A 13,800-nucleotide genomic window follows, 5' to 3' on the forward strand; every position below is an offset into this window, starting at 1 on the left:
GTGCGTACGGAAGGTCAGACGGCGGCCGGGCGGGGCGGGCCGCGGCGCCGGACGCAGTGCACGAGGAGAGGGAGCGGACGGGCCGGCGGCAGTGGGTGCAGCGGACGGACCCGGCGGCGGGGCGGGAGCAGTGCCGCCGCGGCCACCGCGGCCGCGGTCAGCAGCGGGCGGAAGGTGGCGGCCGCCGCGGCGCGCAGCAGCGCGTCCAGGGCGGCGTCCCCGCGGTGCAGCCAGCCGGCGGCGAGCAGACCGACCCCGCCGGCCGGCCCGTAACAGGTGTGCTGCCCGGCGGTGAAGACGGCGGCCGGCTCCAGCGGCACCAGCAGCCCGGCCACGGCCCGGTAGCCGCGCTTCCGGCCGGTCGGCGGACAGGCCGCGGCGAAGACCCCGGCGCAGATCGCGGCGACCGCGGCGGGCGGCAACGGGGCGTGCGAGAGCAGCACATGGGAGGCCGCGGACAGCGTGGTGCACAGGGCGGTGAACAGCGCCGCCCGCACCACCCTGAGCTGAACCGCCGGTGCGCCCGCAGGCCGGGCGCCCGGGCGCACTCCCGTCGCCTGCACGGTCGGGAGTCTGCCATGTTCACGGCATCCGGCCGGGTCAAGATTTGGCATCGGCCGGCGTGCGGACCGCACGCCGGCCGGGGAACACCACGGACCGTCAGGTCAGTGCTTGAGCTCCTTGTCGACCATCGAGTTGAAGGCCGCGACGGTGGACGGCGCCACCTTGCCCTGCGGGCTGTCCGTGCCGATGACGGTGTCGTTGACCTTCAGGGTCGGGGTGCTGGTGACGTCCTTGTGGGAGTTGAACTCGGTGGACATCTCCAGCGCCCACCGGTCGTACGTCCCGGCCTTGACGGCCTTCTGGAACGCCGCGTTGCCCTTCAGCGCCGGAATGGTGTCGGCGACCTTGATCAGGTAGCTGTCGTCGGCGAACTTGTCCGGCCCGGTCTCCTCCGGGTGGAACTCCTTCGAGTACAGCGCGTACTTGTACTTCAGGAAGGCGTCCGGACTGACGTTGAGCGCGGCGCCCAGCGCGGACAGCGCGTTCTTGGAGCCGGTGCCCTTGAGGTTGGCGTCGAGGAACGTGCCGAGGTGGTACTCGGCCTTGTACCGGCCGTCCTTGATGTCCTTCTCGACGGTCGCGCCGACGTTCTGCTCGAAGGCCGCGCAGCCCGGGCAGCGCGGGTCCTCGAAGAGGCCGAGGGTGTTCTTGGCGTCCGGCTTGCCGACGACGACGGTCGTGCCCTTGGCGCCGGTGGTGTTCGCGGGCTTGACCAGCTTGGCCTTGGCGGCCTTCGCCCACACCGTGCTGTCGCCCGCGCTGGCCGCGGCGTCGCCGCCGGAGGAGCTGCCGCCCCCCGAGGTGGCGACCGCGACCCCGATGCCGCCGGCGATCGCCAGCACGCCGACGATCGCACCGCCGACGATCAGCTGCCGGCGCATCCGGTCCTTCTTCGCCTGCCGCTCGCGCTCGGCGCGCAGTCGCTCGCGGGCTGCCTGCTTGTTGGACTGGCTGTTGCGGTTGCTCATGACTTCCTGCTCCGTGGGGTCCGTGGGACGGGTGTGCGTGCTGCGGGAGGCGTACGCGGCGCGGGTGAGCGTACGCGTACGGCGCGGCCGGGCCGCGCGGGCCGGGGGAGAACCGGCCTCAGGCGGCGAGCACGCAGGGCGGCCCGCGGCGCACGACGCAGTGCACGAGCAGGGGGACGGCGCGGGCCCGCGGCCCGGTCCGTACGGAGGCCGGGACGGGGCGCGGCCGGGCGGCCGTGGTGCCGATGACCGCGACCGCGATCAGCAGCGGGCGGAACGCGACCGCGCAGACCGCGCCGAGCAGCTGGGCCAGCGCGGCCTCACCGCGGCGCAGCCAGCCGGCCGCCAGCAGCCCGACGGCCAGGTGCGCCGCGAGCAGCAGCAGCCAGGCCGAGGCGGGCACGGAAGGCTCGTCGGTCAGCCGCAGGAAGGGGGCACCCACGCTCCCGCCGCCGCAGAGCAGGTCCACCCCGAGCGAGCGCAGCGGGCCGGCCACCGGGCCGCCCGCCGCGCCGTAGCAGGTGTGCTGACCGAGGCTGAACACCAGGTCGGCGGCGAGCTCCAGGGGGAGCAGCAGCGCCGCGATCCGCCAGTAGCCGCGCTCCCGGCCGGCCAGCGCGTAGGCGAGCGCGAAGACGGCGGCGCAGAGCGCGGCGACGGTGGTGAGGGGGAGCGGCATACGGGACAGCAGCACGTGGGAGCCCGCGGACAGCGACACGCACAGCGCCGTGAAGAGCGCCGCGCGCAGTGCCCGCAGGTGTGCCGCCGAGATGTCCATCGCTGCCGAGTGTGCCATGCGCGGGGATAAGTGGCGCCTAAGGGGACGGGGGGCCCGACCAGGCATGATCGGGACCCGCCCGCTCCCGGCTAGGCCTCCTTCAGGCCCGGGATCCGGCCGTTGCGGAAGAGGTCGACGAAGATCTGGTGGTCGGCGCGGGCCCGGGCGCCGTAGGAGTGCGCGAAGTCCACCAGCAGCGGGGCGAAGCCGTCCTCGTCGGCGGCGATCGCCGCGTCGATGGCCCGCTCGGTCGAGAACGGGACCAGGGAGTGGCCGCTCTCGTCGTCCGCCGCGGCGTGCATGGTGGCCGTGGCGCGGCCCAGGTCGGCGACGACCGCGGCGATCTCCTCCGGGTCGTCGATGTCCGACCAGTCCAGGTCGACCGCGTACGGCGAGATCTCGGCGACCAGCTGGCCGGTGCGGCGCCCGTCCTCCTCGATCTCGGTCCAGCCCAGCCACGGGTCGGCGTGGTCCTGCAGGGCGCGCTGGGAGATGACCGTGCGGTGGCCCTCGTGCTCGAAATAGCCGCGGACCGCGGGGTCGGTGATGTGCCGGGACACCGCCGGGGTCTGCGCCTGCTTCATGTAGATCACGACGTCGTTCTCCAGGGCGTCGCTGTTGCCCTCCAGGAGGATGTTGTACGACGGCAGGCCGGCCGAACCGATGCCGATCCCGCGCCGGCCCACCACGTCCTTGACCCGGTAGGAGTCCGGCCGGCCCAGGCTCGACTCCGGCAGCGTCTCCAGATAGCCGTCGAACGCGGCGAGCACCTTGTAGCGGGTCGCCGCGTCCAGCTCGACGCTGCCGCCGCCCGCGGCGAAGCGCCGCTCGAAGTCGCGGATCTCGGTCATCGAGTCCAGCAGCGCGAAGCGGGTCAGCGACCGGGCGTCGCGCAGCGCGTCCAGCAGCGGGCCCTCGGCGGTGTCCAGGCTGAAGGGCGGCACCGCGTCCTTGTCGGCCCGCTTCGTGCCGGAGGCCAGCGCGTGGATCCGCTCCCGGTAGGCACCGGCGTATATCCGCACCAGGTGGGTGATCTGCTCGTCACTGAGCGCCTTGGCGTAGCCGATCAGCGCGACCGAGGCGGCGAACCGCTTGAGGTCCCAGGTGAACGGGCCGACGTACGCCTCGTCGAAGTCGTTGACGTTGAAGATCAGCCGGCCGGTGGCGTCCATGTACGTGCCGAAGTTCTCGGCGTGCAGATCGCCGTGGATCCACACCCGGCCGGTGCGCTCGTCCAGGTACGGTCCGCGGTCCGCGCCGTCCGCCAGGCCCCGGTAGAACAGGCAGGCCGTGCCCCGGTAGAAGGCGAACGCGGAGGCGGCCATCTTCCGGAATTTCACCCGGAATGCCGCGGGGTCGGCGGCGAGCAGCTCTCCGAAGGCGGTGTCGAAGACGGCGAGGATCTCCTCGCCGCGCTGCGCGGCGTCCTGCGCCGGGGCGTACTGGGACGGCATCGCTGGGTGCCTCCTGAGGTGCGGAAAACAAGGGCGGAGAGCCGGAACTGACCGTGTGGGGGACACCCCCGGCGGGGCCGGGGGAGGGTCTGCCGGGACATCTGCCGGGACAACGGCCGAGGCTACCCACGAGTGCCCCGCGAGTGTCAGTGGGGAGTCGTAGACTTCGAGACCGTTCCGTCCACCAGTCGCCCACTTGTCTCCCGGAGGTCCCGCGCCGTGGCCAAGCCGCCGTTCACGCACCTGCACGTGCACACCCAGTACTCCCTGCTGGACGGTGCGGCGCGGTTGTCGGACATGTTCAAGGCGGCCAACGAGATGGGCATGTCGCACATCGCCATGTCCGACCACGGCAACCTCCACGGCGCCTACGACTTCTTCCACTCCGCGCAGAAGGCCGGGGTCACGCCGATCATCGGCATCGAGGCGTACGTCGCCCCCGAGTCGCGGCGCAACAAGCGCAAGATCCAGTGGGGCCAGCCGCACCAGAAGCGCGACGACGTCTCCGGTTCCGGTGGTTACACCCACAAGACCATCTGGGCGGCGGACAAGACCGGTCTGCACAATCTCTTCCGGCTGTCCTCGGACGCCTACGCCGAGGGCTGGCTGCAGAAGTGGCCGCGGATGGACAAGGAGACCATCGCGCAGTGGTCCGAGGGTCTGATCGCGTCCACCGGCTGCCCGTCGGGCGAGCTGCAGACCCGGCTGCGGCTCGGGCAGTACGAGGAGGCCCGCAAGGCCGCCGCCGACTACCAGGACATCTTCGGCAAGGACCGGTACTTCCTGGAGCTGATGGACCACGGCATCGAGATCGAGCGCCGGGTCCGCGACGACCTGCTGAAGATCGGCAAGGAACTCGGCATCCCGCCCCTGGTGACCAACGACTCGCACTACACCTACGCCCACGAGTCCGCGGCGCACGACGCGCTGCTGTGCATCCAGACCGGCAAGAACCTCTCCGACCCGGACCGCTTCCGCTTCGACGGCACGGGCTACTACCTCAAGTCCACCGAGGAGATGTACGCCATCGACTCCTCGGACGCCTGGCAGCAGGGATGTGACAACACCCGGCTGGTCGCCGACCAGATCGACACCACCGGGATGTTCGAGAAGCGCGACCTGATGCCGAAGTTCGACATCCCCGAGGGCTTCACCGAGGTCACCTGGTTCCAGGAGGAGGTCCGGCGCGGCATGGCCCGCCGCTTCCCCGGTGGCATCCCCGAGGACCGCCAGAAGCAGGCCGAGTACGAGATGGACGTCATCATCCAGATGGGGTTCCCGGGCTACTTCCTCGTCGTCGCCGACTTCATCATGTGGGCGAAGAACAACGGCATCGCGGTCGGCCCCGGCCGTGGCTCCGCGGCCGGTTCGATCGTGGCGTACGCCCTGGGCATCACCGACCTCGACCCGATCGAGCACGGGCTGATCTTCGAGCGGTTCCTCAACCCCGAGCGCGTGTCCATGCCCGATGTCGACATCGACTTCGACGAGCGCCGGCGCGTCGAGGTGATCAGGTACGTCACCGAGAAGTACGGCGCCGACAAGGTCGCCATGATCGGCACCTACGGCAAGATCAAGGCCAAGAACGCGATCAAGGACTCCGCCCGCGTCCTCGGCTACCCGTACGCCATGGGCGACCGCCTCACCAAGGCCATGCCCGCCGACGTCCTCGGCAAGGGCATCGACCTCGACGGCATCACCAACCCCTCGCACCCCCGGTACAACGAGGCCGGCGAGATCCGCGGGATGTACGAGAACGAACCGGACGTGAAGAAGGTCATCGACACCGCCAAGGGCGTCGAGGGCCTGGTCCGGCAGATGGGTGTGCACGCGGCCGGCGTGATCATGTCCAGCGAGCCGATCGTCGACCACGCCCCGATCTGGGTGCGGCACACCGACGGCGTGACGATCACGCAGTGGGACTACCCCCAGTGCGAGTCGCTCGGCCTGCTGAAGATGGACTTCCTGGGCCTGCGCAACCTCACCATCATGGACGACGCCGTCAAGATGGTGAAGAAGAACAAGGGCGTCGACCTGGAGCTGCTCTCCGTCCCGCTGGACGACCCCAAGACCTACGAGATGCTCTGCCGCGGTGACACCCTCGGTGTCTTCCAGTTCGACGGCGGCCCGATGCGGTCGCTGCTGCGGCTGATGAAGCCCGACAACTTCGAGGACATTTCCGCCGTCTCGGCCCTGTACCGCCCGGGCCCGATGGGCATGGACTCGCACACCAACTACGCGCTGCGCAAGAACGGCCTCCAGGAGATCACCCCGATCCACCCGGAGCTGGAGGAGCCGCTCAAGGAGGTCCTCGGCCTCACCTACGGCCTGATCGTCTACCAGGAGCAGGTGCAGAAGGCCGCCCAGATCATCGCCGGGTACTCCCTCGGCGAGGCCGACATCCTGCGCCGCGTCATGGGCAAGAAGAAGCCCGAGGAGCTGGCGAAGAACTTCGTCCTCTTCCAGGAGGGCGCGCGGAAGAACGGCTTCTCCGACCAGGCGATCCAGGCGCTGTGGGACGTCCTGGTCCCGTTCGCCGGCTACGCCTTCAACAAGGCGCACTCCTCCGCGTACGGCCTGGTCACGTACTGGACCGCGTACCTCAAGGCGAACTACCCGGCCGAGTACATGTCCGCGCTGCTGACGTCCGTGCGCGACGACAAGGACAAGTCGGCGGTCTATCTGAACGAGTGCCGGCGCATGGGCATCAAGGTGCTGCCGCCGAACGTCAACGAGTCCGAGGCCAACTTCGCGGCCCAGGGCGACGACGTCATCCTCTTCGGCCTCACCGCGGTCCGCAACGTCGGCCAGAACGTCGTCGATTCGATCATCCGCTGTCGCAAGGCCAAGGGGAAGTACGCCTCGTTCCCGGACTACCTCGACAAGGTCGACGCGGTGGTCTGCAACAAGCGCACCACCGAATCGCTGATCAAGGCCGGTGCCTTCGACGAGCTGGGCCACACCCGCAAGGGCCTGACCGCGCACTACGAATCGATGATCGACAACGTCGTCCAGGTCAAGCGCAAGGAGGCCGAGGGCCAGTTCGACCTCTTCGGCGGCATGGGCGACGACTCCGCCGACGACGGCCCCGGTTTCGGACTGGACGTGGAGTTCTCCGAGGACGAGTGGGACAAGGCCTATCTGCTCGCCCAGGAGCGCGAGATGCTCGGTCTGTACGTCTCCGACCACCCGCTCTTCGGCCTGGAGCACGTGCTGTCCGACAAGGCCGACGCCGCCATCTCCCAGCTCACCGGCGGCGACTACTCCGACGGCTCGATCGTCACCATCGGCGGCATCATCTCCGGCCTCCAGCGGAAGATGACCAAGCAGGGCAACGCCTGGGCGATCGCCACCGTCGAGGACCTCGCCGGGTCCATCGACTGCATGTTCTTCCCGGCCACCTACCAGCTGGTGTCCACCCAACTCGTCGAGGACACCGTGGTGTTCGTCAAGGGCCGCCTCGACAAGCGCGAGGACATCCCGCGGCTGGTCGCCATGGAGATGATGGTCCCCGACCTCTCCGAGGCCGGCACCAACGCCCCCGTGACGATCACCATCCCGACGGTCAAGGTCACCCCGCCGATGGTCGAGAAGCTCGGTGAGGTGCTCAGCAGCCACCGCGGCTCCACCGAGGTGCGGATCAAGCTCCAGGGTGCCCGCAAGACCACGGTGCTCCGGCTGGACCGGCACCGGGTCACCCCCGACCCGTCGCTCTTCGGCGACCTCAAGGTGCTGCTCGGCCCGTCCTGCCTGGCCGGCTGACCGGGCTCCGATGCACCCGAGGGGCGCGTCCCGCCGTGGACGCGCCCCTCAATTCGTCTGTCCTACACGTCAGTTGTGGCCGAACCGGCGCTCGCGGTTCTTGCGGGCGAGATCCCCCGGGGTGGCGGTGACCGACTTCGTCTGGGCCTCCATGGACGACTTCTGAGCCGCCTGCTGGCCGCGCTCCGCCTGGCTGGCTGCCTTCTGACTGCGGTCCTGCTTCTTGTCCTTGGCCATGACCGTTGCCTCCTGAGGGGGAATCTGGGATCGGGGCCGGGACCAGACTTACACGCCGGACAGAACCCTGCATTTCGGGCAATTACCCTCTGTAATGCAGATGATCACGCGCTGTACCCGAGATCCCCGCCGAATCCGCCACGCCGATGATCCAGTTCCGGCAGATAACGCCCGTACGGTCGGGCAGACTCGAAGGAAAGCCGAAGGAAAAACTCGTGCCACGGGCCGAGCCGGGGGGCGACCGGACTTTCAGCACCTCAGGGAAGAGGGTGGAACGTGGATCGCTGCGTCGTCCTGGTGGACGCCGGATACTTGCTCGGCGCCGCCGCGAGCCTGCTCGCCGGAGAGCCCGCCCGTTCCCGGATCACCGTCGATCACGCCGCCCTCATCCAGGGCCTGCGCCAGCGCGCCGAGGCGGACACCGAACGTCCGCTGCTGCGCATCTACTGGTTCGACGGCGCCCCCGACCGCGTCCCGCAGCCCGAGCACCGCCGGCTGCGCGTGATGCCCCGGGTCACCGTCCGGCTGGGCGCCCTGACCCGCAGCGACGGCCGCTGGGCGCAGAAGGGCGTGGACGCCGCCATGCACGCCGAGCTGACCGAACTCGCCCGTAACCGCGCCTGCTCCGACATCGTCCTGGTCACCGGCGACGGCGATCTGCTGCCCGGCCTGATGTCCGCGAAGGAACACGGCGTCGCCGTCCACCTCTGGGCCGTCCAGGCCGCCGACGGCGACTACAACCAGTCCGAGGACCTGGTCGCCGAGGCCGACGAGCGCCGCGTCCTCGACCGCACCTGGATCACCCGCGCGGTGCGCGCCAAGGAGCTCGGCGGTCCCTGCGCGCCCCCGCCCGCCCCGCGCCCCGAGATCGCCGCGATCCTCTCCGCGCCGCTGCCCGAGTCCGCGGTCGCCGCCGCGGCGGCCGCCGCCTCGTCCTCCGGCCCGGACCAGGTCGACGGCAGCCACCCGCGCACCTCCGCCAACGGCGTGGCCCGCCCGGCCGCCGGCGCCGACGGCGACCAGCCCGCCGCCGGCGAATCCGGCGGCAACGGCGGCCGGGCCGTGCCCACCCCCAAGGACCTGGCCGGCCTCGGCCGCGACCGGGCCGCCGGCCAGAGCGCCACGCAGCCCGCCGCCGCGGCCGGCGCCACCCTGCGCTGGTCGTCCGACAAGGGCTGGGTCGAGCGCGGCGGCCCGGTCGGCGAACCGGATGCCACCGCCGGCCTGCCCACCCTCGCCCAGCTCACCAGCGCCGAACAGCGCTGGGCCGACCGCGAGGAGGACATCACCGCGGTCAGCGGCGACCCCTTCGAGGTCGGCCAGGTCTTCGCCCGCCGCTGGACCGAGCGGCTCTCCGATTCGGTCCACCTCCAGCAGCTGTCGACCGAGTACCCGCGCATCCCGCACCGGATCGACGGGGAACTGCTGCGCTACGCCGCCCGGTTCGGCCTGCTCGCCCACAAGGACGACCAGATCGACGAGCACGACCGCTACGCGATCCGGGCCGGCTTCTGGCGCGAGGTCGACCTGCGCACCGCCGCGGAACACGCCCCCGTCGGGGACTGACCCCGCCACCCGGCACCCCCGCCACGGTGCCCCGCGGGCCGGCGGCGGGCCCGGGACGCGTACCCTCATAGCTCGTGAGGACGGGCGCAGAAGGGCCGGAGCACGGCGGGCCGGTGATCGCCGTGCGGGAGCTGGTCAAGACCTACCCCGCACCGCGCGGGCGCCGCGGGGCGGCAGCAGCCCCCGCCGTACGGGCCAACGACGGCATCAGCCTGGACGTACGCCGCGGGGAGATCTTCGGGCTGCTCGGACCCAACGGCGCCGGCAAGTCCACCCTGGTCCGCCAGCTGACCGGCCTGCTCCGCCCGGACGCCGGCAGCATCCACGTCCTCGGCCACGACCTGGTGCGCCACCCCGAACGCGCCGCCCGGCTGCTCGGCTACCTGGGCCAGGAGTCCACCGCCCTCGACGAGCTGACCGTCGCGCTGGCCGTGGAGACCACCGGCCGGCTGCGCGGTCTCGGCGCCCGCGAGGCGCGCGCCGAGCGGGACGCGGTCCTCGCCGAGCTGGGCCTCGCCGACCTCGCGGGCCGCCCCCTGAAGAAGCTCTCCGGCGGCCAGCGCCGGCTGGCCTGCTTCGCCACCGCACTGCCCGGCGAGCGTCCGCTGCTGGTCCTGGACGAGCCGACCACCGGCATGGACCCGGTCGCCCGGCGCGCCGTATGGGCCGCGGTGGACCGCCGCCGGGCCGAGCGCGGCGCCACGGTCGTCCTGGTCACCCACAACGTGCTGGAGGCCGAGAGCGTGCTGGACCGGGTCGCCGTGATCGACCGCGGCCGGGTCATCGCCTGCGACACGCCCGGCGGCCTGAAGGACATGGTCAGCGACGAGGTCCGGCTGGAGCTGGTCTGGCGCGACCGCCCGCCGCTGGAGGTGCCCGAGGTCGCCGCCCTCGAAGCCGCCGCGCGCACCTCCGGCCGCCGCTGGACCCTCCGCCTCCCCGCCGACCAGGCCCGCTCCGCGGTCACCGCGGTCACCGCCGGCCCCGCGTTCGCCGCCCTGGACGACTTCACGCTCGCCACGCCGAGCCTGGAGGACGTCTACCTGGCGCTCGGCGGACGCGCCGAGGGACTGGTGAAGGCATGAACGCCGCAGGGCCCGGCGGACGTACTGCCCACCGGGGAGGGACCGGGGGACCGACGACGCAGGGGGGACACCACGAGGAAGGCTGGAGGACACGGTGAGTGTGGTTCCCGCGCAGGCGGTGGCCGGGACGACGTCCGGCGCCGTGGACCCGTCCGCAGCGGCCGCCCCGCTGGCGCCGCGCGCCCGCTTCGGGCCCGCGCTCGGCGCCGTCTACCGCGCCCAGCTCTCCCGCGCCCGGGTCGCCCGGATACCGCTGCTGTTCGTCGCCACCTTCCAGTCCATCGGGATCATGGTCCTGCTGCGCGGGGTCGTCGACGGCGGCGACCCGGCCCGGGACGTGGTCGCCGGCTCCAGCGTGCTGGTCGTCGCCTTCGTGGCGCTGAACCTCCTCGCCCAGTACTTCGGCCAGCTGCGGGCCGGCGGCGGACTCGACCACTACGCGACGCTGCCGGTGCCGCCGGCCGCCGTGGTGCTCGGCGCGGCCGCCGCCTACGCGTCCTTCACCGTGCCCGGCACCCTCGTCACCGCGGTCACCGGCTGTCTGCTCTTCCAGCTGCCGATGGCCCACCTCTGGGTGCTGGCCGCCGTGCTGCCGCTCGCCGGCGCCGCGCTGGCCGGCCTCGGAGCGGCCCTCGGCCTGCTCGCCCCGCGCCCCGAACTCGCCACGCTCTGCGGCCAGTTGGGCATGTCGGCGGCACTGCTGCTGGGCGTGCTGCCGGCCGCCCGGATGCCCGAGCTGGTCGGCTGGGCGCGCGATCTGCTGCCCTCCACCTACGGCGTGGAGGCGCTGGCCCGCAGTTTCGGGACGCACCCCGACTGGTCGGCGGTCGGCGCCGACCTCGGCGTCTGCGCCGCCGTCGGCGTGCTCTCGCTGGCCGTCGCCACCTGGGCCTACCGCCGTGCGGCGACCCGATGACCGGCGCCCCGGCACCCAACGGGCGTCCTGCTTCCCGTCCCACCAGCCCCACCTGGCACGATGACGGGGTGACCGCACCGCTGACGCCCTCCGACAACCAGCCGCCCGAAGAGCCGCAGCACCCCGACGCCGCGCCCGCCGCCGGCCCGGGTGCCCCCGCCGGCACCGACGACCCCCCGCTCGGCCGCGAGCTGCGCGAGGCCGCGCTGATCGCCCTCGTGGTCATGGTCAGCGGCGTACTGCTCGGCGTCCTGTGGAACTGGCTCGCCCCGCACATCCCGCTGATCGCGGACACCCGCAACGTCTACCTCAAGGACACCGAGGGCGAGGAGGCGATCGGCACGGACGGCACCTTCCTGCTGCTGTCCCTCGGCTTCGGCGTGGTCAGCGCCGCCGTGACCTTCCTGGTCCGCCGCCGCGGCGGCATCCCCCTGGTCGTGGCGCTCACCGCGGGCGGACTCCTCGGCGCGGCCGTCGGCTGGGTCACCGGCATGTGGCTCGGCCCCACCCCCGACGTCGTCGCACACGCCAAGCAGGTCGGTCCCGGCGTCACCTTCTACGGCCCGCTCCGCCTCCAGGCCAAGGGCGCCCTGCTGGCCTGGCCGCTCGCCGCGATGGTGACCCAGCTCGTACTGACCGGATTCTTCGGCCCCCGCGACCCGGAACCGCCGGCCCCGGACTGGTCCACGGCGCCCGTGCCCGGTGACCACCACGGCCACCATCCGCCCGCCGACGGCTGACGACGGGGGCGGCACACGGCCGCCCGCGTCTTTCCTCAGCTCCGGGCGATCGGCGCCAGCCGCGCCCCGGTGAGCGCCACCAGATCCTGCGGCGACAGCTCGACCTCCAGCCCGCGCCGCCCGGCCGACACGCACACCGTCGGCCGGTCCTCGGCCGAGGCGTCCACGACCGTGGGCAGCCGCTTGCGCTGGCCCAGCGGCGAGATCCCGCCGACGACGTACCCGGTGGTGCGCTCGGCCACCGCCGGATCGGCCATCGCGGCCCGCTTGCCGCCCACCGCGGCCGCCAGCGCCTTGAGGTCCAGCGACCCCGACACCGGCACCACGGCGACCGTGAGCGTCCCGTCGACGTCCGCCAGCAGCGTCTTGAAGACCTGCTCGGGCGCGACGCCGAGTGCCTCGGCGGCCTCCTCGCCGTACGAGGCGGTGGCCGGGTCGTGCGCGTAGGAGTGCGTGGTGAAGGCGACGCCGGCCGCGGTGAGCGCGACGGTCGCCGGGGTGCCGACGGATTTCCTGGACTTCTTCGCCAACGTCTTCGTGCCTCTTGGTATCTCGCGGCGGGTCCGCCCGCCGACGCGTCCCGCCGCGGCCGGCCGTCAGTTGGGGCTGGTCGGCTGCCGGGTCAGCTCCACCGCCGGCAGCGACGGGAGCTTACCGAGCAGCGCCGACTCCTGACGAAGGAGTTTCAGCTCCTGCGCGAGCCGGGCCGCGGTGTCCGGCGCCTCCAGCAGCTGCTGCTTGGCCGGCACGTCCAGCACGGCCGCCGCCGCGACGAGGTACGACAGCACCGACGGGTCGGCCGGCAGGTCCTGCCCGCTCGACAGCGTCCGCTCGTTCGCCCACGCCAGCCGCTTCTGATACGTACGGAAGGCCCGCACGACACCCGACGCGAGCACGCCCGCACCGTCACCCGGGCTCTCCGGAAGCTCCTCCACCTCGCCGGTCAGATACGGCCCGGAGGCGTCCACGGACAGCAGCCGGAAGCGGGTGGTGCCGGTCGCCAGGACTTCGTAGCCGGTGTCGGCGGCGGACGACTTCTCGCGGATGGTCGCGGCGTCCGCCACGCACCCCACGGCGTGGAACGCCCGCATCGGCTCGTCCCCGAAGCCCGCGGCGGGCCCCTTCTCCTCCGGCAGCGTGGCGTCCGGCAGGCCCTGCGCGGTGGGCGCGACCTCCCGTCCGTCCCGGATGGCGATCACCGCGAACCGGCGCTCGTCCTCGGGCAGCGCGGACAGATCGCGCATCATCGCCCGGTACCGCGCCTCGAACACGTTCAGGGGCAGGACGAGCCCCGGGAACAGGACCGAGTTGAGCGGAAAGAGGGGTAGCGAGGTCACGGCGTTAGCCTAGCTGGCGGCTCTTCCCACGTACCCGGCCGTCCCGCCGCGGCTGTTGCTCGCCGTTGCGCTGTGCGGCGCCGCGTACGTACTCGGCTGCAGCGCCGTGCTCGTTGCTCGCCGTTGCGCCTGGCGGCGGGCGTTTGTTTGTCGGGTGCGGTGACAGCCCTCCAGACTTCGTCCTCCGGTCTGTCCCCTCCCGTTGGTGGGAGTTTTCGTGGGGGCGGGCGTGGTGACGTTCACCGCCCGCGCGGAGGACTACGTGCACCCCCACCGGCCGTTCCCCTTCCCACTACGGGAGGGGACGGGCCGGAGGGGCCGGTTGTGTGGGCTTCGCTTCCAAGGACTCAATAAGGAGCGAAGGCGGAGCGCAGCGGAGCGTAAAGCGTCAGC

Annotated in this window: 12 protein-coding genes; 5 read left to right on the forward strand and 7 right to left on the reverse strand. The window is 72.3% G+C overall.

Annotated elements, in window-relative coordinates:
• Nucleotides 1-14 precede the first annotated feature (14 nt).
• The 4 genes from IG62_RS0125420 to IG62_RS0125435 form a co-directional block, all read right to left on the reverse strand.
• On the reverse strand, nt 15-563 hold the full coding sequence (locus IG62_RS0125420; protein ID WP_051798552.1) for a hypothetical protein: 549 nt from the start codon (nt 561-563) through the stop codon (nt 15-17).
• A gap of 102 nt (nt 564-665) precedes the next feature.
• Nucleotides 666-1,532 (reverse strand): thioredoxin domain-containing protein, encoded by an 867-nt coding sequence (locus tag IG62_RS0125425; protein WP_030807710.1) that lies wholly within the window; start codon nt 1,530-1,532, stop codon nt 666-668.
• A gap of 118 nt (nt 1,533-1,650) precedes the next feature.
• On the reverse strand, nt 1,651-2,310 hold the full coding sequence (locus tag IG62_RS0125430) for a hypothetical protein (RefSeq protein ID WP_030807713.1): 660 nt from the start codon (nt 2,308-2,310) through the stop codon (nt 1,651-1,653).
• 89 nt (nt 2,311-2,399) lie between these two features.
• On the reverse strand, nt 2,400-3,764 hold the full coding sequence (locus IG62_RS0125435) for a DUF2252 domain-containing protein (RefSeq protein ID WP_030807716.1): 1,365 nt from the start codon (nt 3,762-3,764) through the stop codon (nt 2,400-2,402).
• A 219-nt stretch (nt 3,765-3,983) separates the two neighbouring features.
• On the opposite strand from IG62_RS0125435, the gene dnaE reads away from it, so the two are divergent.
• Nucleotides 3,984-7,526, forward strand: coding sequence for a DNA polymerase III subunit alpha (dnaE, locus tag IG62_RS0125440; RefSeq protein ID WP_030807719.1), 3,543 nt, complete (start codon nt 3,984-3,986; stop codon nt 7,524-7,526).
• Nucleotides 7,527-7,595: 69 nt separating this feature from the next.
• Here dnaE and IG62_RS47920 read toward each other — a convergent pair whose 3' ends face one another.
• Nucleotides 7,596-7,763, reverse strand: coding sequence for a hypothetical protein (locus IG62_RS47920; protein ID WP_199812527.1), 168 nt, complete (start codon nt 7,761-7,763; stop codon nt 7,596-7,598).
• A 276-nt stretch (nt 7,764-8,039) separates the two neighbouring features.
• On the opposite strand from IG62_RS47920, the gene IG62_RS0125450 reads away from it, so the two are divergent.
• The 4 genes from IG62_RS0125450 (at nt 8,040) to IG62_RS0125465 (ending at nt 12,070) form a co-directional block, all read left to right on the forward strand.
• The gene (locus IG62_RS0125450) at nt 8,040-9,329 is read left to right on the forward strand and encodes an NYN domain-containing protein (protein WP_030807722.1); all 1,290 of its coding nucleotides are present in this window, start codon (nt 8,040-8,042) and stop codon (nt 9,327-9,329) included.
• 74 nt (nt 9,330-9,403) lie between these two features.
• Nucleotides 9,404-10,414 carry an ABC transporter ATP-binding protein gene (locus tag IG62_RS0125455; RefSeq protein ID WP_051798555.1) on the forward strand — a complete coding sequence of 337 codons (1,011 nt, stop codon included), beginning with the start codon at nt 9,404-9,406 and terminating at the stop codon, nt 10,412-10,414.
• A 94-nt stretch (nt 10,415-10,508) separates the two neighbouring features.
• Complete coding sequence (locus tag IG62_RS0125460) at nt 10,509-11,330, forward strand: ABC transporter permease (RefSeq protein ID WP_078872227.1); 822 nt, start codon at nt 10,509-10,511, stop codon at nt 11,328-11,330.
• A 68-nt stretch (nt 11,331-11,398) separates the two neighbouring features.
• Nucleotides 11,399-12,070, forward strand: coding sequence for an ABC transporter permease (locus IG62_RS0125465; protein ID WP_051798558.1), 672 nt, complete (start codon nt 11,399-11,401; stop codon nt 12,068-12,070).
• 35 nt (nt 12,071-12,105) lie between these two features.
• Here IG62_RS0125465 and ybaK read toward each other — a convergent pair whose 3' ends face one another.
• Nucleotides 12,106-12,600, reverse strand: coding sequence for a Cys-tRNA(Pro) deacylase (gene ybaK, locus IG62_RS0125470; RefSeq protein WP_030807734.1), 495 nt, complete (start codon nt 12,598-12,600; stop codon nt 12,106-12,108).
• Between the two features lie 66 nt (nt 12,601-12,666).
• A complete protein-coding gene (locus IG62_RS0125475) occupies nt 12,667-13,407 on the reverse strand; it encodes an LON peptidase substrate-binding domain-containing protein (RefSeq protein ID WP_030807738.1) in 741 nt (246 codons plus the stop codon).
• Between the last annotated feature and the right edge of the window lie 393 nt (nt 13,408-13,800).

The organism is Streptomyces sp. NRRL S-337, assembly GCF_000720175.1.
GTDB lineage: Bacteria > Actinomycetota > Actinomycetes > Streptomycetales > Streptomycetaceae > Streptomyces > Streptomyces siderophoricus.